Origin of the sequence: Polynucleobacter sp. MWH-Jannik1A5 (genome assembly GCF_018881795.1) — a bacterium.
Classification (GTDB): Bacteria; Pseudomonadota; Gammaproteobacteria; order Burkholderiales; family Burkholderiaceae; genus Polynucleobacter.
The window spans coordinates 943992-969345 of record NZ_JACVPQ010000001.1; the positions used below are offsets into that span (position 1 = coordinate 943992).

At 44.4% G+C, this 25354-nt stretch carries 28 protein-coding genes; 23 read left to right on the plus strand and 5 right to left on the minus strand.

All coding sequences use genetic code 11. The features are described 5' to 3' along the window. Positions 1 to 40 precede the first annotated feature (40 nt). The 5 genes from ICN23_RS04795 to hisD are packed head-to-tail and all read left to right on the plus strand — an operon-like array spanning position 41 to position 4423. Positions 41 to 829, plus strand: coding sequence for an ABC transporter permease (locus ICN23_RS04795; protein WP_216231111.1), 789 nt, complete (start codon positions 41 to 43; stop codon positions 827 to 829). A gap of 32 nt (positions 830 to 861) precedes the next feature. After that, entirely contained in the window at positions 862 to 1110 is a 249-nt protein-coding gene (locus tag ICN23_RS04800; protein WP_068320176.1) for a BolA family protein, read from the plus strand. A gap of 42 nt (positions 1111 to 1152) precedes the next feature. After that, on the plus strand, positions 1153 to 2427 hold the full coding sequence (murA, locus tag ICN23_RS04805; protein WP_216231112.1) for a UDP-N-acetylglucosamine 1-carboxyvinyltransferase: 1275 nt from the start codon (positions 1153 to 1155) through the stop codon (positions 2425 to 2427). Positions 2428 to 2447: 20 nt separating this feature from the next. Beyond that, positions 2448 to 3074 (plus strand): ATP phosphoribosyltransferase, encoded by a 627-nt coding sequence (hisG, locus tag ICN23_RS04810; RefSeq protein ID WP_216231113.1) that lies wholly within the window; start codon positions 2448 to 2450, stop codon positions 3072 to 3074. 26 nt (positions 3075 to 3100) lie between these two features. Continuing rightward, the gene (hisD, locus tag ICN23_RS04815; RefSeq protein WP_216231114.1) at positions 3101 to 4423 is read left to right on the plus strand and encodes a histidinol dehydrogenase; all 1323 of its coding nucleotides are present in this window, start codon (positions 3101 to 3103) and stop codon (positions 4421 to 4423) included. 30 nt (positions 4424 to 4453) lie between these two features. On the opposite strand, the gene hisC is transcribed toward hisD, so the two are convergent. After that, positions 4454 to 5521, minus strand: coding sequence for a histidinol-phosphate transaminase (gene hisC, locus ICN23_RS04820; RefSeq protein WP_216231115.1), 1068 nt, complete (start codon positions 5519 to 5521; stop codon positions 4454 to 4456). 116 nt (positions 5522 to 5637) lie between these two features. Here hisC and hisB point away from each other — a divergent pair, with 116 nt between their 5' ends. The 10 genes from hisB to tatC are packed head-to-tail and all read left to right on the plus strand — an operon-like array spanning position 5638 to position 11330. Then, positions 5638 to 6225, plus strand: coding sequence for an imidazoleglycerol-phosphate dehydratase HisB (gene hisB / locus ICN23_RS04825; protein ID WP_216231117.1), 588 nt, complete (start codon positions 5638 to 5640; stop codon positions 6223 to 6225). A 49-nt stretch (positions 6226 to 6274) separates the two neighbouring features. Beyond that, positions 6275 to 6931 carry an imidazole glycerol phosphate synthase subunit HisH gene (gene hisH, locus ICN23_RS04830; protein ID WP_216231119.1) on the plus strand — a complete coding sequence of 219 codons (657 nt, stop codon included), beginning with the start codon at positions 6275 to 6277 and terminating at the stop codon, positions 6929 to 6931. 17 nt (positions 6932 to 6948) lie between these two features. Continuing rightward, positions 6949 to 7710, plus strand: coding sequence for a 1-(5-phosphoribosyl)-5-[(5-phosphoribosylamino)methylideneamino]imidazole-4-carboxamide isomerase (hisA, locus tag ICN23_RS04835; protein WP_215400629.1), 762 nt, complete (start codon positions 6949 to 6951; stop codon positions 7708 to 7710). Continuing rightward, the gene (gene hisF, locus ICN23_RS04840) at positions 7710 to 8468 is read left to right on the plus strand and encodes an imidazole glycerol phosphate synthase subunit HisF (RefSeq protein ID WP_216231120.1); all 759 of its coding nucleotides are present in this window, start codon (positions 7710 to 7712) and stop codon (positions 8466 to 8468) included. The genes hisA and hisF overlap by 1 nt, the downstream gene beginning before the upstream one ends. 51 nt (positions 8469 to 8519) lie before the next feature. Next, positions 8520 to 8933, plus strand: a complete 414-nt coding sequence (gene hisI / locus ICN23_RS04845) for a phosphoribosyl-AMP cyclohydrolase (RefSeq protein WP_216231122.1) — start codon at positions 8520 to 8522, stop codon at positions 8931 to 8933. Between the two features lie 37 nt (positions 8934 to 8970). Next, complete coding sequence (locus ICN23_RS04850; RefSeq protein ID WP_215362482.1) at positions 8971 to 9372, plus strand: phosphoribosyl-ATP diphosphatase; 402 nt, start codon at positions 8971 to 8973, stop codon at positions 9370 to 9372. Positions 9373 to 9407: 35 nt separating this feature from the next. Then, on the plus strand, positions 9408 to 9764 hold the full coding sequence (locus ICN23_RS04855) for a histidine triad nucleotide-binding protein (protein ID WP_216231123.1): 357 nt from the start codon (positions 9408 to 9410) through the stop codon (positions 9762 to 9764). 16 nt (positions 9765 to 9780) lie between these two features. Then, complete coding sequence (tatA, locus tag ICN23_RS04860) at positions 9781 to 10002, plus strand: Sec-independent protein translocase subunit TatA (protein ID WP_216231124.1); 222 nt, start codon at positions 9781 to 9783, stop codon at positions 10000 to 10002. Between the two features lie 57 nt (positions 10003 to 10059). Then, positions 10060 to 10536: a Sec-independent protein translocase protein TatB gene (gene tatB, locus ICN23_RS04865; RefSeq protein WP_216231126.1), complete on the plus strand. Its 477-nt coding sequence runs from the start codon at positions 10060 to 10062 to the stop codon at positions 10534 to 10536. A gap of 11 nt (positions 10537 to 10547) precedes the next feature. Then, a complete protein-coding gene (gene tatC / locus ICN23_RS04870) occupies positions 10548 to 11330 on the plus strand; it encodes a twin-arginine translocase subunit TatC (protein ID WP_216231128.1) in 783 nt (260 codons plus the stop codon). Here tatC and ICN23_RS04875 read toward each other — a convergent pair. After that, positions 11327 to 12790, minus strand: a complete 1464-nt coding sequence (locus ICN23_RS04875; protein WP_216231131.1) for a tetratricopeptide repeat protein — start codon at positions 12788 to 12790, stop codon at positions 11327 to 11329. The genes tatC and ICN23_RS04875 overlap by 4 nt on opposite strands. A 208-nt stretch (positions 12791 to 12998) precedes the next feature. Between ICN23_RS04875 and ICN23_RS04880 the strand changes: the two genes are divergently transcribed. Together ICN23_RS04880 and ICN23_RS04885 are read left to right on the plus strand one after the other, a co-directional pair. After that, complete coding sequence (locus tag ICN23_RS04880) at positions 12999 to 14243, plus strand: porin (RefSeq protein WP_216231132.1); 1245 nt, start codon at positions 12999 to 13001, stop codon at positions 14241 to 14243. Between the two features lie 133 nt (positions 14244 to 14376). Further along, positions 14377 to 16458 carry a tetratricopeptide repeat protein gene (locus tag ICN23_RS04885; RefSeq protein ID WP_216231133.1) on the plus strand — a complete coding sequence of 694 codons (2082 nt, stop codon included), beginning with the start codon at positions 14377 to 14379 and terminating at the stop codon, positions 16456 to 16458. Here ICN23_RS04885 and ICN23_RS04890 read toward each other — a convergent pair. Then, positions 16455 to 18161 (minus strand): tetratricopeptide repeat protein, encoded by a 1707-nt coding sequence (locus tag ICN23_RS04890; protein ID WP_216231134.1) that lies wholly within the window; start codon positions 18159 to 18161, stop codon positions 16455 to 16457. The genes ICN23_RS04885 and ICN23_RS04890 overlap by 4 nt on opposite strands. 205 nt (positions 18162 to 18366) lie before the next feature. On the opposite strand from ICN23_RS04890, the gene ICN23_RS04895 reads away from it, so the two are divergent. Genes ICN23_RS04895 through ICN23_RS04910 form a run of 4 tightly spaced genes read left to right on the plus strand, consistent with a single transcriptional unit; the run spans position 18367 to position 21553 of the window. Next, positions 18367 to 19287 carry an amino acid ABC transporter substrate-binding protein gene (locus tag ICN23_RS04895; protein ID WP_216231135.1) on the plus strand — a complete coding sequence of 307 codons (921 nt, stop codon included), beginning with the start codon at positions 18367 to 18369 and terminating at the stop codon, positions 19285 to 19287. A 23-nt stretch (positions 19288 to 19310) separates the two neighbouring features. Continuing rightward, positions 19311 to 20102: an amino acid ABC transporter permease gene (locus tag ICN23_RS04900; RefSeq protein WP_216231136.1), complete on the plus strand. Its 792-nt coding sequence runs from the start codon at positions 19311 to 19313 to the stop codon at positions 20100 to 20102. Between the two features lie 11 nt (positions 20103 to 20113). Next, positions 20114 to 20782: an amino acid ABC transporter permease gene (locus tag ICN23_RS04905; protein WP_216231137.1), complete on the plus strand. Its 669-nt coding sequence runs from the start codon at positions 20114 to 20116 to the stop codon at positions 20780 to 20782. Positions 20783 to 20818: 36 nt separating this feature from the next. Beyond that, positions 20819 to 21553, plus strand: coding sequence for an amino acid ABC transporter ATP-binding protein (locus ICN23_RS04910; protein ID WP_216231138.1), 735 nt, complete (start codon positions 20819 to 20821; stop codon positions 21551 to 21553). A gap of 23 nt (positions 21554 to 21576) precedes the next feature. Here ICN23_RS04910 and ICN23_RS04915 read toward each other — a convergent pair whose 3' ends face one another. After that, the gene (locus tag ICN23_RS04915; protein ID WP_216231139.1) at positions 21577 to 22755 is read right to left on the minus strand and encodes a Do family serine endopeptidase; all 1179 of its coding nucleotides are present in this window, start codon (positions 22753 to 22755) and stop codon (positions 21577 to 21579) included. Positions 22756 to 22776: 21 nt separating this feature from the next. Next, complete coding sequence (gene mscL / locus ICN23_RS04920) at positions 22777 to 23199, minus strand: large conductance mechanosensitive channel protein MscL (protein WP_216231140.1); 423 nt, start codon at positions 23197 to 23199, stop codon at positions 22777 to 22779. A gap of 137 nt (positions 23200 to 23336) precedes the next feature. On the opposite strand from mscL, the gene petA reads away from it, so the two are divergent. After that, positions 23337 to 23939 carry a ubiquinol-cytochrome c reductase iron-sulfur subunit gene (gene petA / locus ICN23_RS04925; protein ID WP_216231141.1) on the plus strand — a complete coding sequence of 201 codons (603 nt, stop codon included), beginning with the start codon at positions 23337 to 23339 and terminating at the stop codon, positions 23937 to 23939. A gap of 10 nt (positions 23940 to 23949) precedes the next feature. Beyond that, a complete protein-coding gene (locus ICN23_RS04930) occupies positions 23950 to 25350 on the plus strand; it encodes a cytochrome bc complex cytochrome b subunit (RefSeq protein ID WP_216231143.1) in 1401 nt (466 codons plus the stop codon). Positions 25351 to 25354 lie beyond the last annotated feature (4 nt).

Below are 25354 nucleotides of genomic sequence, written 5' to 3' on the forward strand. Positions count from 1 at the left end.
TAGAAGAGGTCTTTGTCAATATTATGTCCGGAGGTGCTTTATGAAGCATGGGCTAAATAGACCTGTATTGGAGTATGGCAGCGGTTTTCCAACTCTTCTCTTTAAAGAAGTAAAGCGTTTCTATAAGGTTGCGTTCCAGACGATTGCAGCCCCGGTTCTAACCGCTGTGTTGTATCTGATGATCTTTGGTCATGTACTTGAGGGCAAAGAGATCTATGGCCGTCTTAGTTATACGGCTTTCTTGATTCCTGGCTTAGTCATGATGAGTGTTTTGCAAAATGCGTTTGCAAATACTTCTTCTTCTTTGATTCAATCCAAGGTAACAGGTAACTTGGTATTTGTTTTATTAGCCCCCTTGAGTCATTTTGAGTTTTATGCTGCCTATATTCTGGCTGCGGTATTCAGGGGTATTGTGGTTGGACTGGGTGTACTCCTGATTACTTCTTGGTTTGCATTCCCTGCGCTCGAATATCCATTATGGATTTTGGTGTTCGCATTCTTGGGCGCGGCAATATTGGGAAGCTTAGGATTGATAGCTGGCATCTGGGCGGACAAGTACGACCAGTTGGCTGCTTTTCAGAACTTCATCATCATGCCTGCCACCATGTTATCTGGCGTTTTCTACTCTATTCATTCGTTACCGCCAGCATGGCAAGTGGTATCCCACTTCAACCCTTTCTTTTATATGATTGATGGGTTCCGCTACGGTTTTTTTGGGGTCTCTGATAACTCCCCTTGGAGTAGTTTGGCGATTGTGTTTTGCTTCTTTGTAGTGGTCTCAATCATTGCATTGCGCTTGCTACAAAAGGGCTATAAGCTCCGTTACTAATTACCGATACCCTGGATTCATTAGGAGAAAAAATGTTACCTACCCCTGAACAAATTGAAGGCTATATCAAGCAAGGTATTCAGTGCACTCATATTCAAGTGGAAGGCGATGGCCAGCATTTTTTTGCAACTATTGTGAGTCCCGAGTTTGAAGGTAAGCGTTTAGTGCAGCGTCATCAATTGGTTTATGGTGCTATGGGTGATCGCATGAAGGCAGAAGTACATGCTTTATCCATTAAGGCATTCACACCAGAAGAATTTGCTCAGAATTCAGCAGCATAAAAATCACATTATTAATTATTAAGTTTTTACTGGAATCGTTTCATGGATAAATTACGAATGGTTGGCGGAACTCCTCTTAACGGAGAGGTAGTGATTGCTGGCGCTAAAAATGCCGCCTTGCCAATTTTGTGTGCTTGTCTATTGACTGATCAACCAGTTGTTTTACGCAATGTTCCTGACTTGCAAGACGTGCGCACCATGCTCAAGCTTTTGCAGGAGATTGGTGTCACAGTAGACTTTCCAAATGCTAGCGATCGTAGTCATATGGTCTTGAATGCAGCAGTCATCAAAAGCTCCGAAGCCACCTATGAGATGGTAAAAACGATGCGTGCTTCTATTTTGGTGCTTGGACCACTCTTGGCCAGAATGCATAGTGCAAAGGTGTCATTGCCGGGTGGCTGCGCGATTGGTGCACGTCCGGTAGATCAGCATATCAAGGGCCTCAAGGCCATGGGCGCGAGCATCAAAATTAAGAGCGGCTACATCCAGGCTGAAACAAAGCCTCAATCAGATCGATTGAAAGGCGCTTCGATCTTGACCGACATGATTACCGTGACCGGCACCGAAAATTTATTGATGGCCGCAACTTTGGCTTCGGGTACAACAGTTTTAGAGAATGCTGCGCGTGAACCTGAGGTTGGCGACTTAGCGGAATTGCTAGTGAAAATGGGCGCCAAGATTTCTGGCATCGGTAGCGATCGTTTGGTAATTGAGGGTGTCGAAAAATTGCATGGTGCAGAACATTCGGTAATTCCGGATCGTATTGAGGCTGGAACATTTTTATGTGCAGTGGCTGCGACAGGTGGTGAGATCACAGTCAAGCACTGCCGCCCTGATACCTTAGACGCGGTGATTGTGAAATTGAAAGAAGCTGGTCTGAAAATGGAGATTGGCTCCGATTGGATTAAGGCATCCATGCAGGATCGTCCTAAAGCGGTCAATTTCCGCACCTCTGAATATCCAGCTTTTCCAACGGATATGCAGGCGCAGCTCATGACAGTGAATGCAATTGCAGCTGGCAGTTCAATGATTACGGAGACGATTTTTGAGAATCGCTTTATGCATGTGCAAGAGCTCAATCGTCTGGGTGCGGATATTGCAATTGAAGGCAATACTGCAATTGCCCAAGGAGTCGAAAAACTCTCCGGTGCCATCGTAATGGCTACAGACCTACGTGCCTCAGCTAGCTTGGTGATTGCCGGATTGGCTGCCCAAGGAGAAACCCAGGTGGACCGGATTTACCACTTGGATCGTGGCTATGACCGTATGGAACAGAAGTTAACCCTTTTAGGTGCCAAGATTGAGCGCATCAAGTAAGGCTGATGGATAATTAGTCCATGAAATTGACTTTAGCCCTCTCTAAGGGTCGCATCTTCGAAGAAACCACAGAGATCTTATCCAAGGTCGGCATTGTGCCGCTGGAGGATCCGGAGAAATCTCGCAAACTCATCATTGAGACTACCAATCCAGATATCCGCTTAATTATTGTCCGCGCTTCTGACGTTCCAACATACGTGCAATTTGGTGGCGCTGATTTTGGTGTTGCTGGTTTGGACGTATTAATGGAAAAAGGCAGCGATGGTTTATATGTCCCTTATGACTTAGACATCGCAAAGTGTCGTATGTCTGTAGCGGTGCGCGAAGGGTTTGACTATGCTGCAGCAGTTAAGCAAGGTTCACGACTAAAAGTTGCTACAAAGTATGTCAACTGCGCACGTGATCACTTCGCCAATAAAGGCGTACATATCGATACGATTCATCTATATGGATCAATGGAGCTTGCTCCATTGGTAGGTCTAGCCGATGCTATTGTTGACTTGGTTTCTACAGGCAATACGCTAAAAGCGAATGGTTTAGTTGAGGTTGAGCCGATTGCTAATATAAGCGCTCGATTGGTGGTGAATCAAGCGTCTTATAAGCGTAAGCGTGCTCAGCTACAACCTATTTTTGAGTTGCTGAAGTAACCAGTAGCCCACGAGAAGTCTTATTCATGTCTGCAAACGTCAACGTTAAGCGCCTCAATAGTAAGGATGCGGGCTTCAGAGAGATTCTGTTGTCCAGCCTTTCTTTGCCATCGGCTGATGATGAGGCAATAGATGCTGCAGTAGTCAAAATTTTGGCTGCAGTGAAAGATAAAGGCGACGAAGCAGTTCTTGGTTTTACAAAACAGTTTGATCGTTTAAATGTTGCAAGTGTTTCTGAATTAGAAATTCCTCGCAAAGATTTAGAGCAGGCTTATCAATCTTTATCTGTTGAGCAAAAAAGTGCCCTAGACGTTGCTGCGCAAAGAGTTCGCGCTTATCACGAGCATCAAAAGATTGAAGCGGGTTGTCATTCTTGGGAATATGAAGAGAAAGATGGTACGCGCTTAGGTCAAAAAGTAACCCCCTTAGATCGCGTTGGTATTTATGTGCCGGGTGGTAAGGCGGCTTACCCATCTTCGGTATTGATGAACGCAATTCCTGCCAAGGTAGCAGGTGTTGCTGAGGTCATCATGGTGGTGCCCACTCCAGATGGAGCGCGCAATCCATTAGTCCTAGCGGCAGCTTTTCTCGCTGGGGTTGATCGTGTCTTTACGATCGGCGGAGCGCAAGCGGTTGGTGCTCTGGCCTATGGAACCAAAACAATTCCTTCGGTCGACAAAATTGTGGGGCCGGGCAATGCCTATGTAGCTGCAGCAAAGCGCCGGGTATTTGGTACGGTAGGCATCGACATGATCGCTGGCCCATCAGAAATATTAGTGCTCTGCGATGGATCTACTAACCCTGATTGGGTTGCAATGGATTTGTTCTCACAGGCTGAACATGATGAGCAAGCGCAATCCATTTTGCTTTGTCCAGATGCTGCATATATTGAGCAAGTACAGGCTAGCATTAATAAGCTCTTGCCAGAAATGCCAAGAGCCAAAGTGATTGAAACCTCACTTATAAATCGGGCCTTATTGATTCAGGTTAAAGATATGGCAGAAGCATGTGAAATTGCGGATGCTATTGCTGCCGAGCATTTGGAGATTTGTGCTGCAGATCCACGCAAGTGGGCCGAGCAAATTCGTCATGCTGGCGCTATCTTCATGGGTAGCTACACCAGTGAATCACTTGGTGATTACTGTGCCGGACCCAACCACGTGTTGCCGACTGCGCGTACTGCACGCTTCTCTTCACCATTGGGCGTTTACGACTTCATCAAGCGCTCAAGCATGATTGAAGTGAGTGAGGCAGGTGCACAAACTTTGGGTGCAGTGGCTAGTACTTTGGCTCACGGAGAAGGCTTACAAGCCCACGCCCGCGCAGCTGAGATGCGCCTTAAGAAGTAAGTTCAAAAACGTTCGAACTTACTAAATAAATTAACTCAGTATTTCCTTTAGAGCGGCGACGAGTTCGCCGCTTTGTTCATCAGTGCCAATCGTAATACGCAAGAAATCTTCTATGCGTGCAGACTTAAAGTGGCGCACGATGATGCCGCGATCACGTAATGCTTGATAGAGCTCTACACCAGCATGCTTTGGATGCCGCGTAAAAATAAAGTTTGCAGTTGAAGGTAGTGTTTCAAATCCCAAAGTATGTAGCTGCTCAACTAACTGAGTGCGAGTTTGAATAACCTTGGCAGAAGTTTCTTCCAGATGCGCTTGATCTTTAATGGCTGCAATCGCACCTGCTTGAGCAAGTCGTCCTAACGGATAAGAGTTAAAGCTATTTTTTACTCGCTCTAATCCTTCAATTAAATCTGGATGACCAACAGCAAAGCCAACGCGCAGGCCGGCTAAGGCACGTGATTTAGAAAGCGTGTGAACAACTAATAAATTTTCTGGGCAGTGTTTGCCGCGCAATAATGGAATGCAAGACTCCGTACCGTAATCTACATAGGCCTCATCAATCACCACTACAGAGTCTTTGTTTCGAGACAGCAAAGCTTCGATTTCAGAACGAGGGATTGATCTACCGGTTGGAGCATTTGGGTTCGGAAAAATAATCCCACCGTTAGGAGTTTGATAATCAGCCGTGTTGATCTCAAACTGGTCACCCAATGAGACCGTTTGGTAATCAATTCCAAATAGCTTGCAGTAGACCGGATAGAAGCTATACGTAATATCCGGAAAATGGACTGGCTTACTTTGTTTAAGTAGTCCAGCAAATACGTGAGCTAAAACCTCATCTGAGCCATTGCCTAGAAAAACTTGGTTTGGCTCTAAGCCATGTAATTTGGCAATAGCTTGTTTGAGGGCTGCACCCTCTGGATCTGGGTAGAGACGCAAATCTGCGGTATTTTGACTTTCAATGGCAGTAATTGCTTTTGGCGATGGCCCATAAGGGCTTTCGTTGGTGTTGAGTTTGACCAGCCGCTGCATTTGCGGTTGCTCCCCCGGAACGTAAGGGGTTAGGGTTTTAACAACAGGGCTCCAAAAACGGCTCATGTGGGGTCTCAAGTCAACAATCGGGATGAAAGTGCAGCAATATCGATATTTAAATCTTCTCTAGGAATGATATTATGAGGCTTCAATCAACACTTCGCCTCGCGGCGCAATGAAGCATGCGGCAAGCCGACGTTACCCGAAACACTTCGGAAACCAAAATTCAGATTTCCATCAATTTGGATGGTACCGGTAAGGCTGAACTAGCCTCCGGCGTTCCTTTTCTTGACCATATGTTGGATCAGATTGCCCGTCACGGCATGATTGACCTCAAAGTGGTTGCTAATGGCGATACCCATATTGATGATCACCACACCGTTGAGGATGTAGGGATCACCTTAGGCCAAGCCTTTGCTAAGGCCGTAGGAGATAAAGCTGGCATCACTCGTTATGGCCATTCTTATGTGCCCTTGGATGAAACCCTTTCTCGTGTAGTGGTCGATTTCTCTGGCCGCCCTGGCTTGGAATTTAACGTGCCATTTACTCGTGCTCGTGTGGGTGACTTTGACGTCGATCTCAGTATTGAGTTCTTCCGTGGTTTTGTGAATCACGCAGGAGTGACTTTGCATATCGATAATTTGCGTGGCATTAATGCGCATCACCAGATTGAAACTGTCTTCAAGGCCTTTGGACGCGCTTTGCGTATGGCTTTGGCAGTGGATCCTCGTGCTTCTGGTTCTATTCCTTCAACCAAAGGCAGCCTCTAATCTAGATCTTCTAGTTGCCCGTTAGATAACAGCAAAGATAGGCTCAATTTTGGCGCAAACCATTGCGATCGTTGATTATGGAATGGGTAATCTCCGTTCTGTGTATCAAGCATTTCATCATGTCGCACCTGATGATCATGTGTTGATCGCACATCAACCAGAAGAGATTCGTACGGCTGATCGAGTAGTGTTGCCTGGTCAAGGTGCGATGCCCGACTGCATGAAGCACCTAGACGACTCTGGTTTATTAGAAGCCTTGTTAGAAGCATCTACAAATAAGCCGCTCTTGGGGGTATGTGTTGGCGAACAAATGCTATTTGATAAAAGTGCAGAGGTTCGCGCTACTGAGCAATGGACACCATGCCTGGGCTTAATTCCTGGGGAAGTGCGTCGCTTTGATTTAATAGGTAAGAAGCAACCGGATGGATCTGCCTATAAAGTGCCACATATGGGCTGGAATCAAGTTCGTCAGGATCAAAAGCACCCGCTATGGGATGGAATACCTGATTTGACGAGCTTTTATTTCGTGCACAGCTACTATGTTGTGCCGCAGCGTAAGGAAGATATCGCTGGCTCTACTGAATATGGCGATTGGTTTACTTCTGCGGTGGCGCGAGATAATATTTTTGCAACTCAATTTCATCCAGAAAAAAGTGCAGAATACGGATTAAAGCTTTATCAAAACTTTGTTTCTTGGCAACCTTAATTTAATTACTCTTTGCTATGCTGCTGATTCCCGCAATTGATCTAAAAGATGGCCACTGTGTTCGACTCGAACAGGGTGACATGGATAAAGCCACAGTTTTTTCTGAAGACCCAGGTGCAATGGCGGCACATTGGATTAGCAAGGGAGCGCGCCGTTTGCACTTAGTGGATCTCAATGGCGCATTTGCGGGTAAGTTAAAAAATGAATCTGCTATTAAATCTATTCTGAAAGCAGTCGGAGATGAAATCCCCGTTCAGCTAGGTGGCGGTATTCGCGATCTCGAAACTATTGAACGTTTATTAGATGACGGAATTAGCACTGTCATTATTGGTACTGCAGCCGTTAAGAATCCAGGATTTGTACAAGATGCTTGCACGGCTTTTCCAGGACATGTCATGGTTGGCTTAGATGCGCGTGATGGCAAAGTTGCAACGGACGGTTGGAGCAAAATTACTGGCCACGAGGTCATTGACCTTGCCAAGAAATTTGAAGACTGGGGCGTTGAAGCCATTATCTATACTGATATTGGTCGTGACGGTATGCTCAAGGGCGTCAATATTGATGCCACAGTAAAGTTGGCCCAGGCTATTCGTATTCCGGTAATTGCAAGTGGTGGCTTATCAAATAATCAAGACATTGATGCACTTTGTAAAGCGGAAGAAGAAGGTGTGATGGGCGTGATTGCTGGCCGCTCAATTTATGCTGGCGATCTTGATCTTGCAGCTGCTCAAAAATATGCCGATGAGTTGACGCTGAAATATAAAAAGAAAATTATCTAGTGTTAACTAAGCGAATTATTCCTTGTCTTGATGTCACTGCAGGGCGCGTAGTTAAGGGTGTGAACTTCGTTGGTCTGCGTGATGCAGGCGATCCTGTTGAAATCGCTAAACGTTATGACACACAAGGTGCAGACGAGCTAACCTTTTTAGACATTACCGCCACATCTGATGGGCGCGATCTAATTTTGCACATCATTGAAGATGTGGCTTCACAAGTATTTATTCCTTTGACGGTTGGCGGTGGTGTGCGCGCAGTTGCTGATGTACGTCGTTTGCTAAATGCTGGCGCAGATAAAGTCAGCATGAATTCTTCTGCTGTGGCTAATCCAGATTTGGTTTCTGATGCAGCTGCGTATTACGGCTCGCAATGTATTGTGGTGGCAATTGATGCCAAACAAACAGAGGCAGGTAATTGGGAAGTATTTACCCATGGCGGCAGAACTGCTACTGGTATGGATGTAGTTGAATGGGCCAAAGAAGTTGCTAAGCGTGGTGCGGGTGAGATTCTATTAACCAGTATGAATCGTGATGGCAGCAAAGATGGATTTGACTTGGCGCTTACTGCTGCTGTAAGTGATGCAGTATCCGTTCCAGTTATTGCTTCTGGCGGGGTTGGTAATTTGCAGCATTTAGTTGATGGCATCACCAAGGGGCATGCAGACGCTGTCCTGGCGGCAAGCATTTTCCACTATGGTGAATACACCGTTGGACAGGCAAAGGAATATATGGCCGCCCATGGAATACCGGTTCGGATTTAATTAATCCCAGGCTTTTTAGTAAATTTGCGCCATTGCCTGTAAAGTTTAGGTATGAGCAAATCTCAAAGCACCTTCAAACCCATTCAAGATCTTCAGGCTGGATCATGGCTTGATGCTGTCTCATGGAATGAGCAAGGATTGGTTCCCGCCATTGCCCAGGAGGCAGGTAGTAAAGATATCTTGATGATGGCTTGGATGAATCGAGATGCACTTTTAGAAACTTTGCGTTTGGGCGAAGCGGTCTATTGGACTCGCTCTAGACAAAAGTTATGGCACAAAGGCGAAGAGTCTGGCCATACCCAAAAAGTAAAAGAAATTCGTCTGGATTGTGATGGCGATACGATTTTGCTTTTGGTTGAGCAAAAAGATGGCATTGCTTGCCATACCGGTGAGCATAGTTGCTTCTTTTTGCAGTGGGACTCAGTAAAGACTGCCTGGGTTGATGAGTCCGAGAACAAAAAGTAAAGAGCAAGCTTTAACTTAAACGACATAAAATGATTAAATGACTAGTTCTGCAAATAAACCTTCTAATTTAGACTCTGCATTTGCCCATTTAGCAGATGTAGTTGATCAACGTCGTGATGCGTTTAAGGCTGGGCAAGCAGATCCTAAAACCTCCTATACCGCTTTGCTCTTCTCGAAGGGTGACGATGGAATCCTGAAAAAGATTGGGGAGGAGGCGACTGAAGCGGTAATGGCTGCAAAAGATGCGCGTAACTCAAATTTGGCGGCTGACCAGCAAAAGTTGCTAGTTGGTGAAATGGCTGATTTATGGTTTCACTGCTTAATTGCCCTGTCTCAATTTAACCTCCGCCCAGAAGATGTGATTGCCGAGCTTGATCGCCGTTTAGGAACCTCGGGTATTGAAGAGAAGGCTGCTAGAAAAGCGGCTGGCAAAGAGTAATCGCGGAATAACTCTGAAATAACTACGGAATAAGCATGTCACACGACCCTAATTGCCTGTTTTGCAAGATTTCTGCGGGTTTAATCCCCTCCCAGAAGGTCTACGAGGATGAGGAAATCTACGCTTTTAAAGATATCAATCCTGCAGCCCCAATCCATTTTTTGATGATTCCTAAAAAACATATACCCATGTTGGAGTCTTCGGAAAGCGTAGATATCCCTTTGCTGGGTAGAATGATGGAATTAGCACCCCGTCTTGCCAAAGAGCAGGGTTGTCGTCCCGGCAAGGATGGCGGCTTTAGATTGATGGTAAACAATGGTGCGGATGGTGGGCAGGAGGTTTATCACTTGCACTTACATGTGATGGGCGGTCCCCGCCCCTGGAAAAAATAATCCAAGGAGATTAAAGATGGGTTCATTTAGCATTTGGCATTGGTTAATTGTTTTGGTTATCGTGATGTTGGTATTTGGTACCAAAAAATTGCGTAACATCGGTCAAGATTTGGGCGGCGCTGTTAAGGGTTTCAAAGACGGCATGAAAACCCCTGAAGAGTCTAAAGAGCAAATTCAACAAAGTTCTGCAACAGCAGAAAAGACTGTTGATGTTCAGGCTAAAGACGTCAACAAATAATCAATCAATATTTGAAGCGCAATAGAAGCTCATGCAGCTAAAAAATGACTGAGTTAAATGATTGATCTTGGAGTTTCAAAGCTTGCGCTAATTGCCGTAGTTGCCTTGGTCGTTGTTGGACCAGAGCGTTTGCCAAAAGTAGCCCGCATGGCAGGAAATTTATTTGGGCGCGCGCAACGCTACATGGCTGATGTCAAGTCTGAAGTCAACCGCCAAATGGAAGTCGAAGAGTTTAAAAAGTTTCGAGAAGAGACTACTGCTACGCTCAAAGAAGTTGAAAACAGTATTGGCTCCACCGTTCAAGAGGCCGGCGCTAACTTGAGTGATCAGGCTGACATCTTTGAAACTCATTTTGAAAAACCGCCACTGAATGAAAAAGAAGTATTCGGTAAAAGTAAGCGCCAGGGACGCAATAGCTGGGGTGTGCGTCGTGCCGCAAGGCCAGTTTGGTTTAAGCGCTCCGCAGGAATTCGTACTCGTGTGCAATCTGGGGCTGCCAGAATGAAGCGTTTTCATCATACCGCTGGTAAATAAAACATAAACGTATGACTGAAAAGAATTCAACTGAAGACTCGGGGTTACAAGAAACATTTCTATCCCACTTATTTGAATTGCGTGATCGCGTAATCAAGTCTGCATTAGCAATCATTGTAGTTTTTGTGTGCCTCGTTTATTGGGCCCCAGATATTTTTCATTTGTTTGCACAGCCTTTACTTGAATCATTGCCAGCAGGCGGCAAGATGATTGTGACCGACGTCACGGGTTCATTCTTTGTGCCGATGAAGGTCACCATGCTCGTGGCTTTTTTGATTGCATTGCCGGTGGTGATGTATCAGCTATGGGCATTTATTGCGCCAGGCCTCTATCTTCATGAAAGAAGGTTGATACTTCCTCTAGTGGTGAGTAGCTACAGCTTATTTATTATTGGTATGGCCTTCGCCTACTTTTTGGTATTCCCTACGGTGTTTAACTTTATGGCCAGCTATAACGCTCCATTGGGCGCAGAGATGTCTACTGATATCGATAAATATCTTGGCTTTGCGATGAATACCTTTTTGGCATTTGGTCTTACTTTTGAAGTTCCTGTGGTGGTGGTTGTTTTAGTGCGCATGGGCATGGTGCCGCTGGCCAAGCTAAGAGAGATTCGTCCATATGTGATTGTTGGTGCCTTTGTGATTTCAGCAATCGTGACTCCGCCAGACGTACTCTCTCAATTACTTCTAGCTGTCCCTATGACACTGCTCTACGAGCTGGGTCTTTTGATTGCCCGTTTTTATGAGCCCAAGCCATCAGAGGATGATGTTTCGCCAGAGGGTTCTACTAATTAATTAGTACTTGCTTCGGTCGCTTGAGCTGCAAAGGTTGTCTTCAACCAGTCGGTTACTCGATCAAAACGATAGCGTCTTTGGCGAAGATTGCCCTCCAGATCTATTTCAGAGCCAGCAAAAGCTTTGCCAGCCGCTAATAGGGCGCGACGTTGTTGAATAGTTTCAATCTGAATCAATCTAGGCAATATCTTCGGTAGCTCCCAGCGAATATCGACGACAACACAGTGCTCATGTTGCAGTTGACCCACTTCGCATAACAATAATTCTGCTTTGCTGAAATTAAATTGGTTTGCAATGATGAGTCGATGGCAGAGCAAGAGCCAATCTTCATCCAACTTATGTTCGGCGTGGTGATTGAGTGCCTGCTCTGCAAATTGAGCTAACTCAAACCATTCGTTTTTCTTTGGATCTGGGCAACCTTCCAAAATCTTGCTCAGCAAATCTTTTGCTTCTGGTACGCCTTGTTGATGCGCCTGCCAAACCCAGTAAGAGGCTTGTAGTCCACGAACTTTTTCTTCGGACTTTTCGCGTTTGCGCCAAAGATTAGCGCCTTTACGCAACTGTGCTTGCGCATGACCAAGGTCAGCGGCGCGATCAAAACAGCGATCACTTTCTGCCGCGTTGTATCCAGAGAACTGTGGACGTCGATAAATTTCGCCAAGTGCATACCAAGCATCTCGATCACCATCTTTCGCGGCAAGCTCTAACCAGTGAGCTGCTTTTTTAAGGGAGGCATTGGATTTTGTTTCGGCTGACTCAACCCTATCGTCGAGTTGTGCAAGTTTTAAGCCCAAAGTAAGTTTTGCAATCGTTAGGCCAAGTTCAGCTGCTCGAACTAAAGCCTCTTCATTTTGTTCGTCTAACCAAACCTTCCACAAGGAAGAGAGTGCCTCATTTTTTGGTTGGAGTTTGATGAGCAATTCTTTTGCATTGGATGCGAAAGTTGAGCTTCCTTCTGCTAGTTCGGCCAAATAATTCCTCGCTAGTTTTTGAAGGCCACCAAAATCTAACCCAGAAATTTTTTCATTAGAAGTAATCCCGCTAGATTTTTTAAGCCAATCGGATAACTGGGATTGAATTTCTTGATGCTGTGGATTGAGAAGTAAATTCACTAGCTGCCACTTTGCTGCTGAGGCATGCTCTAAATCATGATTAGATTCAGCAAGCCTCCAAAATGAGTCCCAGCCAAACCCAAATGCAGGAGAGTTGAAGGTTTCAACCAAAGGGATGGAGGCAATTTGTCCTAATGTGTTGAAAATTTCAGCGCTACTTGAGCTTTGATCTTCAAGTATTTGATTTGCAATGGAAAAGTAGGATTTTTCTAGCCAAATCAAGGCGTTAGATGGTTGAATTGGGGTTTTATAGGCGCCCGTTAGGTAGGCGTTAGCCAAATTTTGTTGCGCAGATACATCACCCAATCGGGCTGAACTCAGTATTTTTAAGAATTCGCGGCTTGCCATATGACAATTTTGGCATCTGAGGCCGATAAAAGACAGAAAAGAGAGAGCTTGTTGCCGAGATACAACGAAGAAAGCCAAAAAACTACCTTTTGACAAGCAAAAAGAGCTCCTAAATACCCTGACCCCCAGTCTAGTAGGGCAAAAGAAGCAAAATTCATAGGTCCCAGTTTTATTTGGGCATTACTTTTAATTTTTGGAGATTTAAAGAATGAAAAAATCGCTATTCGCTCTCGCAGCTACAACAGCATTTGCTGGTGCAGCTCAAGCTCAATCAAGCGTAACCGTATATGGCCTGTTGGACATGGGTTATGTTGGTTACAACACACGTGTTGCAAACGGCACAGCTGTTAACAAAACAACAGGTAACGCATTCTCAGCTTCTGGTGAGTCCACATCACGTTTAGGCTTCAAAGGTACTGAAGACTTAGGTGGTGGTACTTCTGCATTCTTTACTGTTGAACTTGGTTTGAACCCTAACGGCGCGCAAAACGTTAACACTGGCGCTACACAAAACCGTCAAACTTTTGTTGGTTTGAAAAAGAATGGTATTGGCCAATTCGCATTGGGTACTCAGTACACAATCGTTCACAACGCTGTTGCAGCTACTGACCCAGGTCAAGCTAATAACATCGCTGGTAACCTTGTTTACCCTGCAATTACTGAAGGCACTGGCTCTACAGAGAACTCAACTGGTGCAGCTTACACAGTTCGTACAAATAACCAACTGTCTTTGAATAGCGCTACTTTTGCTGGCTTCCAAGCAAATGCTATGTTGGTAATGAACAACAAGAATCAAAATCAAACCATCGCCGTATCTGGAGTTACCTCTACAACAACCGGCGGTTTAAACAACCAAAACGGTTGGGGCTTGGGTTTGAATTACACATTCCAAAAGTTCTATGCAACTGCTAACTACCAAGCTTTGACCTCAAAGCAGTCTACACAGACATACGTATCTACCGGTACTACACTTGCTACTGAACTCCCTGTTGGCGCTCCTGCAGCTGGCTATGCAGGCGGTGCATCCACTCCTGGTACTAACGTACAAGATAACCAGTGGTATGTTGCTGCTACTTATGACTTCGGTATTTTGAAGGCATATGCTCAGTACATCAACCGCAAGATCTCTGCACAACAAGATAATTCTTATTATTTGAGCCGTTCTGCAGAGCAGATTGGTGTACGTAGCTACATCACTCCAACTGTTGAAGCTTGGGCATCTGGTGGTTTGGGACGTTACACTGGTTTTGGTTCCAATGCAGCTAACTTGACAGCGTGGCAGATTGGTTCTAATTACTGGTTGAGCAAGCGTACTAACTTGTATGCTATCTACGGCCAAACAGGTACTTCAAACGTATCAACTCCTAACTACATGACTGGTTCTGCGGCTAACGTAAATCCAATTTCTACAAACGTAAGCAACTACGCAATTGGCGTGCGTCACACTTTCTAATTTGAAGCTAGCGTAAGCTAGTTAGAATTAGTTGTAGATTGGGTAGCAAATCAACCCACCATGTATTCATGGTGGGTTTTTTTCTTTTATAGTCCTCTGGGGAATAATTGAGGTCCTCGATTAAGATAGTTAAATGACTTCGCATTTAGCCTGTTTACTTCAAAAAGCAGTACAAGATATTCAGGCTAACGATTTAGCCTCTGCAAAATTGCATTTGAGTGAAATATTAAAAGCCGAAAAGAGTCAGCCTGATGCATTACGCCTTCTGGGCGTGGTTGCAGCCCTCCACAAGGATTGGGATCAAGCATTAGGATGGGTTGATTTGGCTCTAAAAGCCAGCCCCCAGAATGGCATTGCCCATAGTAATCGCGGAAATATTCTTATTGAATTAGGGCGCCAAGAGGAAGCGCTCAGCTCTTATAAAAAAGCAATTGATTTAGAGCCGCTATACGCTGAGGCCTATTGCAATCAGGGCAATACGCTTCAAGCATTAGGTCGTTATCAAGAAGCATTGGTCTCCTACGAAAAAGCGGTGGAGTTAGATCCAAACTATGCCCAGGCTTTTTACGGTGTTGCGCGCCTTTTCAGTTTGAGAATGCAATTAGAAAACGCACTCGGATGTTGTGATCAAGCCTTAAGGATTAATCCAGGCTATGAAGCCGCCCAATTATTAAGGGCAAATATTTTTTCTCAAGTAAAAGACTATCGAAATGCACTCGATGCATATGATCAAGTTTTGCTTATTAATGCTAAATCTGCCGAAGCATGGATTGCTAAAGGGCATATTTATTCCGAAATGAAGGAATTTTTAGAGGCAAGAGTAGCGTTTATCAGGGCGTTTTCCATTCAACCGGACGCGGAATTTTTGTTCGGTACCATGATTCAAAATGAGCTGCAAATGTGTGTGTGGGACTCCCTTGACCAAAAGAGAGAGCAGCTTGTTCAGGAGATCCAGGCTGGTCACAAGATAGCTACCCCGTATAACCTAATTTCTTTTTTGGATGATAGGGCATTAATTAAGCGCTCCATTGAGATATATACACGAGCCTTACAGGGCGATATTCAGCGAGAACAACAAAAAATTCTAGGCCCAAAGAAAAAAATTCGACTGGGCTATTTTTCGGCTGATTTTCATAATCATCCAACAGCCCACTTAATTGCTGAGTTATTTGAATGTCATGATAAGGAGCAATTTGAGCTAATTGCATTTGTTTTTGGAAGGAATATTCCGGATGCAATGCGATCAAGATTAAAAAGTGCATTCGATCATTTTATTGATCTGAATGGCATGACTGATGTAGAGGCGGCAACCTTATCGCGCGAGATGCAGATTGATATTGCAATTGATCTTAAAGGGTTAACAGAAGAAAGCCGCCCTAAAATCTTTATGCATGGCGCAGCCCCAATACAAATTTCATATCTGGCCTTTCCCGGAACAATGGGTAACTCGTGCTATGACTATATTGTTGCTGATCGTGTCGTCATTCCCGAGGAATATAAGGATGGAATGGTAGAAAAGATTATTTATATGCCAAATAGCTATCAAGTGAACGATAGAAACCGGCATATATCAACTACCATTAAAACTAGAGAAGAGCTTGGGTTGCCGTCTTCAGGATTTATATTTTGTTGCTTTAATAATAATTACAAAATCACACCATTTGTAATGGATGGATGGGTGAGAATATTAAGAGCTGTTGAGGGCAGTGTTCTATGGCTATATCAAGATAATCCATACGCCGTGAACAATTTAAGGTTAGAGGCTGAAAAGCGCGGCTTAGATACAAATCGTTTAATTTTTGCAAATCGAGTAGAGTTATCCGATCATTTGGCTAGATATAAGGTGGCTGATTTATTTCTAGATACAACCCCTTGCAATGCTCATACGACAGCTAGCGATGCTCTTTGGGCTGGCTTGCCGGTGTTGACGCTAATTGGGGAATCTTTTGGGGCTCGGGTGGCTGCGAGTTTATTGCATGCGATTGACCTCCCGGATTTGGTGGTTAATACACAAGAGGAATACGAGAAGTTCGCAATAGAGTTGGCTAATAACCCAGCCCAATTGAGTGAAATCAAATTACGTTTACAGAAAAATATCCTGACAAAGCCCCTCTTTGATACGCCGTTATTTACTAAGCATCTTGAGAAAGGTTTTTTGGAGGCATATCAACTTCATCAGGCAGGAAAACCTATTGATCATATTTACGTAAATTAAATTGCCGTCCGATTTAATGCTGCAAGATCCGCCAACTCACTTTTGACCTTGGCGATAACACTTTGCCAATCTCCAGGTAAGGGTTGATTGAAGATTTTGGCACTAGGGTACCAGTGTGTTTTTTCTTGTTGAATGAGCCAGCGCCAGCAAGTATCAAAACGGTTCAGAATCCACACTGGCTTTCCGAGTGCGCCAGCCAAATGGGCAGTTGAGGTATCCACTGATATAACAAGATCGAGATTTTCTACTAAAGCGGCAGTGTCTTCAAAAGTATTGAGCTCAGAGGTAAAAATGGACAGATTATTTTTTGGCCATAATGTTGAGTAGTATTCTAGAAGTTCCGACTCCGCAGGCTCACCTTTTTGTAGATTGAAGAAATGAACGCCTGGAACATCATTTAGCATCGCAATATCTGAAAGCTGAATATTACGTCGTTCGTACCATGACTCAGTTTTTTCAGGTCTAAATCCACCATTCCATACTAGCCCCACTTTTAACCCTTTTATATTGCAAAGCCTATTTGCCCACATTAACTTTTTATCTGGATTGCTTCTCAAATAGGGTATCTGAATCTGCGGCTTTATGTTGGATTGCTGAAATAAAAGAGGAAGACTTAAAAGCGGAATTTGAGCATCAAAATTATTTTTTTGGATTTGATCTATTGAAGTAATATTTTCGATAGCCCGCATTGATTGCAGCAAGCCAATTAATTGTGGTTGCGTTGCCAATGTAATTTTGGCGCCTAAGTTTTTAAGAGGTATAACGTATCGGCTAAATTGAATGCTATCCCCAAGACCTTGCTCCGACCATACTAAGATATCTTTGCCGCTAACACCATTTATATCTAAGAGCGGTGGAATTTCACTGAATAGTTTCTTTGGCGCATTTTCCCTGAGCCAGCGATACTCATAATTTGCCCATCCATTGATAAAGTCACCTTGTATCAATTGAAGAAGTGAAAGGTTGTAGAGTGTATCTGGATCATTGGCTTTTATGGCTAGCGCTTTCTGAAATGCCGACATTGCCTGATCATATTTTCCAAGAACTATAAGCGTATTAGCCACATTGCAATGCGCTTCATGATAGCGATGGTCAAGTTTTATAGCCTTCTCATAACAATCTACCGCCTGTTGCTGTCTATCCATTGCATCTAGTGTTACGCCTTTATTAAGCCATACGCTAGGATCCAAGGGGTTGTTTGCGATAGCAAGATCTAGGCAATCAAGTGATTTTTGGTACTTGCCAAGATTTTTTAAAGCTGCCCCCCAGTTAGCCTGTAGCTCAAAAGAGTTTGGATTAATCAGGCTTGCTTGTTCAAAGTATTGCGCCGCCTCATTAAATTGAAATAGCTGTGCGTGTGCCAAGCCAAGATTGTGTAAAACCTCAAAAAAAGAGGGGGTTGTCTCGAGTACTGATTTATAAAGCTGGATTGCCTTCTGGTGAGCGCCATGCTTTAAGTAGAGATCAGCGAGGTTAAATTTGAGGGAGGGGCTGCAACTCAGGATACTCATGGCATCAAGGAGCAACTTCATGGCGCTCTCATCATCTCCTTCATGCTCGTAAATGAGCGCCAAATACTCGATTACCTCCTGATTGTTTGGTGTCTCCGCTATCATTTCGCTCAGGAGTGCTTTAGCAGATTCAATTTCTCCCTGTTTAAGCCAATTTTGAATTAGCTGTATGTGCCTGGAGGGGTCATTCATATTGTGGAAAGCGGCCCAAGTAATTGTGATGGAGATTGAGGACGATATTCAAGAAATAGCTTTAACTTTTGCTTTAGGTAAGTAAAAACCCCTATTATTGCGTATAGTCAGAATTTTAAATATACAGACTCAATGTATAGTCTAAATATATCAAGATATAAATGATAAATTTATTATCCCTTTCAATATAAAAGAGAGACTACTAATGAAAAATAAACAAATTGCCACTTTCTTTGCGGCTAGTGCTTTAGTTTTTGGATTTGGCGCAATTGGTGCCGCCCAGGCTGCTAGTGCCACCATGGATAAGATTAAGTCTAGCGGCGCAGTCACTATGGGCGTGCGTGAATCTTCTATTCCTATGTCCTATACCACTGGTGATAGCCGATTCGATGGCTATCATGTAGAAATCTGCCGCATGATTTTGGGAGATATCAAGGATAAGCTGGGTATGAGCACATTGCGCATCAATTATCAGCCGGTGACTTCGCAAAATCGTGTGCCATTGGTGCAAAACGGTACAGTGGATATTGAGTGCGGCACAACCACCAACAATACTGCTCGCGCAAAAGACGTTGGTTTTGCCAACACTCTGTACGTTGAAGAAGTGCGCATTGCAGTTAAGGCCAATTCAGGCATTACATCTATCTCTCAGTTGGCAGGTAAAAAGGTTGCTACAACTACTGGAACTACCTCCGTTCAGCTCTTGCGTAAGCATGAAAAAGCAAACGGCGTGAACTTTGATGAAGTATTTGGTAAAGATCATGCAGATAGCTTCTTGCTGTTGGAGTCAGGCCGTGCAGATGCTTTCGTAATGGATGGCTCAATTTTGGCGGGTAATATTGCTAACTCTAAGAATCCAAAAGATTTCAAAATTGTTGGCGAAGTGCTTGCTACTGAACCAATCGCCATCATGGTTCCGAAGAATGACCCTGAGTTCAAGGCTGCCGTGAATGCTGCTATTGCGAAGATTGTTGCTAATGGCAAGATGCCTGGACTTTGGAATAAGTGGTTCTTGTCACCAATTCCACCAAAAAATATCGTAGTAGGTCTTGAGCTATCCCCAGCCACTAAAAATGCTTGGGCCAACCTCAACGACAAGCCTGCGGAAGACTACAACAAGAAGTAATTTAATAAAAATAAGTTTCTTATATGGCATTAGATTTAGGTGTTTTTTGTAAAAGCACCTTAGATGGAGAAGTAGTTGAACACTGCTTCTCCTCTATCTTTGGACTTGCTCAAAATGCGGATCCCAGTTATCTAGACTGGCTGATGAAGGCCTGGGGCTGGACGCTGGCTGTTGCAGGTCTAGGACTTACGATTGCTTTGATTTTGGGTGCCGTTATGGGTACGCTAAGAACGCTACCTGATAACGGAAGAGTGAGCAGGGTATTGGTCAGACTCTCAACCGCCTGGGTTGAACTGTTCCGAAACATTCCTGTCTTGGTTCAGGTATTTCTTTGGTACCACGTTATTCCCGCTTTTGTTCTTCCCTTAAAAGCGCTTCCTTCGTATTGGCTCGTCAGCATTGCTTTAGGATTTTTTACATCTGCACGAATTGCAGAGCAGGTGCGTGCTGGTATTCAGTCTTTACCAAGTGGTCAAAGAGCTGCGGCAACCGCACTTGGACTAACAACGCCTCAAGCTTATCGATATGTCATCTTGCCTATGGCATTGCGTATCGTTATTCCTCCGCTGACCTCGGAGAGTATGAATGTGATTAAAAATTCATCCGTTGCATTTGCGGTGTCCGTTCCCGAACTCACTTTATTTGCTATGCAAGCCCAAGAGGAAACCTCTCATGGCGTTGAGATTTATTTAGCAGTGACTGCGCTGTATGCCTTATCTGCTTTTGCAGTCAATCGAGTGATGACGTTGATTGAAAAAAGAAGCCGAATTCCAGGGTTCTCCGCCGCATCCAATGATGCAAGTCTGGCTCATTAAATGGTGATGATATGTTGAGCTTAGATCTAAGTTTTTACAATTGGGAGCTGTTTACAAATTACATTCTGAAAGGTTTGTTATTTAGCGTACAGCTGACAGTCATTGCCACTATTGGTGGCATCGTAGTGGGTACTTTTTTAGCGCTGATGAGGCTTTCCGGTAAGCCGTTTTTAGTTTATCCCGCTACTTTTTACATCAACACAATGCGCTCCATTCCATTGGTCATGGTGATCCTTTGGTTCTTCTTGTTGATTCCGATGTTGATCGGTAGGCCCATTGGAGCAGATTTATCTGCAACGATTACCTTCATTGCATTTGAAGCAGCTTTCTTTTCAGAGATTGTCAGGGCGGGTATTCAGTCGGTGCCTAAGGGTCAGATGTATGCAGGCGAAGCCTTAGGAATGACCTATGGACAAAACATGCGTCTGGTAGTTTTACCGCAAGCATTTAGAAACATGATCCCTGTTTTTATGACGCAGACCATCATCTTGTTTCAAGATACGTCCTTGGTCTACGCGATTGGAGCCTATGATTTATTAAAAGGTTTTGAGATTGCAGGTAAAAATTATGGTCGTCCAATAGAAACCTATATTTTGGCTGCCGCTACCTATTTCATCATCTGCTTCTCTCTATCTAAAGCAGTACGCGCTATACAGGCAAAAGTTGCCATTATTCGTTAATTATTTTTTTGATCGCTACACACTACATAGACCATCATGATTGAACTTCAAAACGTTTCTAAATGGTATGGCTCCTTTCAGGTTCTGACGGACTGCACTACGTCAATCAAAAAAGGTGAGGTGGTGGTTATTTGCGGCCCTTCTGGTTCTGGGAAGTCGACTTTAATTAAAACCATCAATGCATTGGAGCCATTTCAGTCGGGCCAAATTTCAGTTGATGGCATTAATCTTCATGACCCTAAAACCAATCTGCCTAAATTGCGTGCTCGGGTAGGTATGGTATTTCAGCACTTTGAACTTTTCCCGCACCTTTCTATCACCGAGAATCTCACGCTTGCCCAAATTAAAGTATTGGGACGCACGGCTGATGAAGCAAAAACTCATGGCCTTAAGTATCTCGAGCGAGTTGGATTAATTGCGCAGAAAGATAAGTTTCCAGGTCAGCTATCTGGCGGCCAGCAACAACGCGTTGCCATCGCGCGTGCTTTGAGTATGGATCCAATTGTGATGCTGTTTGATGAGCCTACCTCTGCCCTTGACCCTGAAATGGTTGGTGAGGTGTTAGATGTGATGGTGAAGCTTGCCAATGAGGGTATGACGATGTGTTGCGTTACTCATGAAATGGGTTTTGCACGCAAGGTTAGTCATCGAGTGATCTTCATGGATCAGGGGCGCATTATTGAAGATTGCAGCAAGGATGAATTCTTCGGCAATCCAGATGCGCGTTCGCCGAGAGCAAAAGACTTTTTATCTAAAATACTGGCTGGATAAATTTAGCGGAATAGACTCCGCCGTTAATTCATTGTTTTTGGTTTGGGCCTTTTGCCGGCCTGAACCTTAAGCTCTAATTCTTTATCTTTGCGTAAGATTTTGAGAGTAGCCTCATTGCCTGGGCTAATTTGTGCAATCTGATTGAGTAGCTGTCTGACATCTTTGGTGCTATTGCCATTGACAGCAACTAAAACATCCCCAGGCTTGATGCCGCCCTTGGCTGCGGGCCCACCCTCCAGAACTCCAGATAAAAGAACACCAGCGGTATTTTTAGGTAATCCTAGCGATTCAGAAAGCTCCTTTGAGAGGTTTTGAGGTTCCACCCCAATCCAGCCCCTTGTCACGCTGCCGTTACTTAGGATCGATTCCATGACCTGCTTTGCAAGGTTAACTGGGATGGCAAAACCAATCCCCATAGATCCTCCATTTTTGGAATAAATGGCAGTGTTAATTCCAATTAAATGGCCTCGTGTGTCTACTAATGCACCGCCGGAATTTCCGGGATTAATTGCAGCATCCGTTTGAATAAAGTTTTCAAAAGTATTGATGCCTACATGATCACGACCCAGGGCAGAAATAATTCCTGAGGTCACTGTTTGTCCAACTCCAAATGGATTTCCAATAGCGAGCACAACATCACCCACATGAATGGATTCCACTTTTCCTAGCGTGATTGGTGTTGGTAATTGTTTGGCATCAATCTTTAAAACAGCAATGTCAGTTTCTGGGTCGCTGCCAATTATTTTGGCTTTTACTTTTCTTCCATCGGCAAGTGCTACATCAATTTCATCTGCATCACTAATGACATGATGATTGGTGAGAATAATGCCTTCGGGGCTTACTAGTACCCCAGAACCCAGGCTGGAGCTGGGCTCCGCGTCTGGTGGTTGATCGCCAAAAAAGAATTTAAAAAAAGGATCGGCCGAATTATTCCCATTACCTTTGCGAGTTTTGGGTGTTACATTTGCCTTGCTTGTAAAAATATTGACTACTGCAGGCATCGATTTTTTGACAGCCTCATGATACGAGCCAGGACTGACTGCGGAGTTGTCGTAAGCGCCTTCCTTAAGGGTGACGCTCTCCACCATCGAGCCCATTTGTCCATTCGATAGCCAACTAGGTTTAAGAGTGGCAACAATGAACAATGCAGCCATCAAAATGGTTACTGATTGTGCAAATAGCAACCAGATTCGATTTAACATTTTGGATTGAGCGTAGGCAGATTATTTTTTGAGGCTGTCACGAATCTCGCGAAGCAAAATCACATCCTCTGGAACTGGCGGAGGAGGGGGTGCATCCATTAAACGAATTCTATTTACCACTTTGACCATTTGGAAGATGACGAAGGCCAAAAGAATGAAATTGATCGAAATGGTGATGAAGTTGCCATAGGCAAAAATGGGTACCCCAGCCTTTTTGAGGGCATCAAAGGTTCTTGGGACGCCCTCTGGGATATGGCCAAGGACAAGAAAAAGGTTCGTAAAGTCGATATGACCACCTAAAAGGGTCGAAATCACGGGCATAACGATGTCATTTACCAGGGAATCGACAATTTTCCCGAAAGCGCCGCCAATAATGACGCCGACTGCCAAATCAATCACATTGCCCTTTACAGCAAAGTCCCGAAACTCCTTTAAAACGCTCATAAATGCTTTCCTTTGAACATGGATCCAGATTAACCCGAAATTAACCCCATAACTTTCTTGCTTACCCCACTTTTTACTTTAAAATCCTATCTTTAAGCAATTTCCACCCATAAATACCCTTTTTAGGAATTTTGTAAATGAGTGACAAGCCCTGTATGGACAAGGATCGCCGTAATTGGTTGATCGCCACTTCGGCGGTTGGCGGCGTAGGCGCAGCTGCAGCCCTTTACCCTTTTGTGGACAGTTTTGAGCCTTCTGAGCGTGCTAAAGCCGCCGGAGCCGCTGTTGAAATCGATATCGCTGGCATGCAGCCGGACGAAATGAGAATGGTTGAATGGCGCGGTAAGCCTGTTTGGGTGGTTCGTCGTACCCCTGAGCAAGTTGCTGAGTTATCAAAGATTGATAGTGAATTGGCTGACCCAGATTCTTTGCGTGACCCAGCTCAATTTACGCCTCCTTACGCCCAGAATCAGTGGCGCTCCATTAAGCCGGAGTACCTTGTAGTTGTTGGCATTTGCACCCACTTGGGCTGCTCTCCTACTGCTAAGTTTGAATCAGGCGCACAACCTTCTTTGCCTAACAATTGGCCAGGCGGCTTCCTTTGCCCATGCCATGGTTCGACATTTGATATGGCCGGCCGTGTATTTAAGAACAAACCAGCCCCAGACAATATGGAAGTACCGCCGCATATGTATTTGAGCGATACCAAGATTCTGGTTGGCGAAGATAAGAAGGCCTAAGGAGAGATAAATGGCATTTCACGAAAAAGAAGTTCCTGCAGACGCTTCAGCCGCCGTAAAGCTAATGGCATGGGTTGACTCACGTTTGCCTGTTACAGACGCATTCAAGCGTCATATGAGTGAGTACTACGCTCCTAAGAACCTGAATTTTTTCTACATCTTTGGTGCATTGGCGATCGTTGTTTTGGCAATTCAGATCATTACTGGAATTTTCCTAGTGATGAACTACAAGCCAGACGCAGCTAAGGCATTTGAGTCTGTCGAATACATCATGCGCGAAGTGCCATGGGGTTGGTTGATTCGCTACATGCATTCAACTGGCGCCTCCATGTTCTTCGTAGTGGTTTATCTGCATATGTTCCGTGGCTTAATCTACGGTTCCTATCGCAAGCCACGTGAATTGATCTGGATTTTCGGTTGCGCAATTTTCTTGTGCTTGATGGGTGAGGCGTTCTTTGGTTACTTGCTCCCTTGGGGTCAAATGTCCTATTGGGGTGCACAAGTAATTGTGAACTTGTTCTCAGCGATTCCATTCATTGGCCCAGATCTATCTTTGTGGTTGCGTGGCGACTATGTTGTTGGTGATGCTACCCTCAATCGTTTCTTTGCATTCCATGTGATTGCTATTCCATTGGTATTGATTGGACTAGTTGCTGCTCATATTCTTGCCTTGCATGAAGTGGGCTCAAACAATCCAGATGGCGTAGAAATTAAAGAGAATTTAGATGCAAACGGTCATCCAGTTGATGGCATTCCGTTCCATCCTTATTACAGCGTTCACGACGTCATGTACTTGGGCGGATTCTTAATGGTATTTGCTTGTGTCGTATTCTTTGCGCCAGAGATGGGTGGATACTTCTTGGAAGCAAATAACTTTATTCCGGCTAATCCATTCGTAACGCCAACACATATTGCTCCGGTCTGGTATTTCACGCCGTTCTACTCCATGTTGCGTGCAACGACCACTAACTTCCTATTGCCTTTGTGGATCTTCTTGGCAGTCATTCTTGGAATGTTTGCGAGAAGTTCAAGCGATAAAAAAGTGAAGGGCGCATGTGCCGCAATCGCAGTGATATTGGCCGCAGGCTTCTACCTGTTTGATGCTAAGTTTTGGGGTGTTGTGATCATGGGCGGTTCTGTTGTGATCATGTTCTTCTTGCCTTGGCTTGATAAGTCACCAGTGAAATCAATTCGCTATCGTCCACAGTTCCATAAATATATTTATGGTGTGTTCGTTGTGAGTTTCATTATCTTGGGTTACTTAGGTATTGAGCCACCATCACCAGTATTCGAAAAGATTTCTCAGATTTGTACGATTTATTATCTGGGCTTTTTCTTGGCAATGCCTTTCTGGAGCAAGCTTGGTACGTTCAAGCCAGTTCCAACGCGCGTTACTTTTAAGCCCCATTAATTCA

What these genes read in the sequence shown, in the direction of transcription:
- ICN23_RS04900 (WP_216231136.1), top strand. Translation starts at nt 19,311, where the DNA reads ATGGCATTAGATTTAGGTGTTTTTTGTAAAAGCACCTTAGATGGAGAA.
- ICN23_RS04885 (WP_216231133.1), top strand. Translation starts at nt 14,377, where the DNA reads ATGACTTCGCATTTAGCCTGTTTACTTCAAAAAGCAGTACAAGATATT.
- ICN23_RS04855 (WP_216231123.1), top strand. Translation starts at nt 9,408, where the DNA reads ATGTCACACGACCCTAATTGCCTGTTTTGCAAGATTTCTGCGGGTTTA.
- murA (WP_216231112.1), top strand. Translation starts at nt 1,153, where the DNA reads ATGGATAAATTACGAATGGTTGGCGGAACTCCTCTTAACGGAGAGGTA.
- hisB (WP_216231117.1), top strand. Translation starts at nt 5,638, where the DNA reads ATGCGGCAAGCCGACGTTACCCGAAACACTTCGGAAACCAAAATTCAG.
- hisG (WP_216231113.1), top strand. Translation starts at nt 2,448, where the DNA reads ATGAAATTGACTTTAGCCCTCTCTAAGGGTCGCATCTTCGAAGAAACC.
- ICN23_RS04910 (WP_216231138.1), top strand. Translation starts at nt 20,819, where the DNA reads ATGATTGAACTTCAAAACGTTTCTAAATGGTATGGCTCCTTTCAGGTT.
- tatB (WP_216231126.1), top strand. Translation starts at nt 10,060, where the DNA reads ATGATTGATCTTGGAGTTTCAAAGCTTGCGCTAATTGCCGTAGTTGCC.
- ICN23_RS04905 (WP_216231137.1), top strand. Translation starts at nt 20,114, where the DNA reads ATGTTGAGCTTAGATCTAAGTTTTTACAATTGGGAGCTGTTTACAAAT.
- tatC (WP_216231128.1), top strand. Translation starts at nt 10,548, where the DNA reads ATGACTGAAAAGAATTCAACTGAAGACTCGGGGTTACAAGAAACATTT.
- hisC (WP_216231115.1), bottom strand. Translation starts at nt 5,521, where the DNA reads ATGAGCCGTTTTTGGAGCCCTGTTGTTAAAACCCTAACCCCTTACGTT.
- ICN23_RS04880 (WP_216231132.1), top strand. Translation starts at nt 12,999, where the DNA reads ATGAAAAAATCGCTATTCGCTCTCGCAGCTACAACAGCATTTGCTGGT.
- hisA (WP_215400629.1), top strand. Translation starts at nt 6,949, where the DNA reads ATGCTGCTGATTCCCGCAATTGATCTAAAAGATGGCCACTGTGTTCGA.
- petA (WP_216231141.1), top strand. Translation starts at nt 23,337, where the DNA reads ATGAGTGACAAGCCCTGTATGGACAAGGATCGCCGTAATTGGTTGATC.
- mscL (WP_216231140.1), bottom strand. Translation starts at nt 23,199, where the DNA reads ATGAGCGTTTTAAAGGAGTTTCGGGACTTTGCTGTAAAGGGCAATGTG.
- ICN23_RS04930 (WP_216231143.1), top strand. Translation starts at nt 23,950, where the DNA reads ATGGCATTTCACGAAAAAGAAGTTCCTGCAGACGCTTCAGCCGCCGTA.
- ICN23_RS04875 (WP_216231131.1), bottom strand. Translation starts at nt 12,790, where the DNA reads ATGGCAAGCCGCGAATTCTTAAAAATACTGAGTTCAGCCCGATTGGGT.
- ICN23_RS04850 (WP_215362482.1), top strand. Translation starts at nt 8,971, where the DNA reads ATGACTAGTTCTGCAAATAAACCTTCTAATTTAGACTCTGCATTTGCC.
- ICN23_RS04800 (WP_068320176.1), top strand. Translation starts at nt 862, where the DNA reads ATGTTACCTACCCCTGAACAAATTGAAGGCTATATCAAGCAAGGTATT.
- tatA (WP_216231124.1), top strand. Translation starts at nt 9,781, where the DNA reads ATGGGTTCATTTAGCATTTGGCATTGGTTAATTGTTTTGGTTATCGTG.
- ICN23_RS04895 (WP_216231135.1), top strand. Translation starts at nt 18,367, where the DNA reads ATGAAAAATAAACAAATTGCCACTTTCTTTGCGGCTAGTGCTTTAGTT.
- ICN23_RS04795 (WP_216231111.1), top strand. Translation starts at nt 41, where the DNA reads ATGAAGCATGGGCTAAATAGACCTGTATTGGAGTATGGCAGCGGTTTT.
- ICN23_RS04915 (WP_216231139.1), bottom strand. Translation starts at nt 22,755, where the DNA reads ATGTTAAATCGAATCTGGTTGCTATTTGCACAATCAGTAACCATTTTG.
- ICN23_RS04890 (WP_216231134.1), bottom strand. Translation starts at nt 18,161, where the DNA reads ATGAATGACCCCTCCAGGCACATACAGCTAATTCAAAATTGGCTTAAA.
- hisD (WP_216231114.1), top strand. Translation starts at nt 3,101, where the DNA reads ATGTCTGCAAACGTCAACGTTAAGCGCCTCAATAGTAAGGATGCGGGC.
- hisI (WP_216231122.1), top strand. Translation starts at nt 8,520, where the DNA reads ATGAGCAAATCTCAAAGCACCTTCAAACCCATTCAAGATCTTCAGGCT.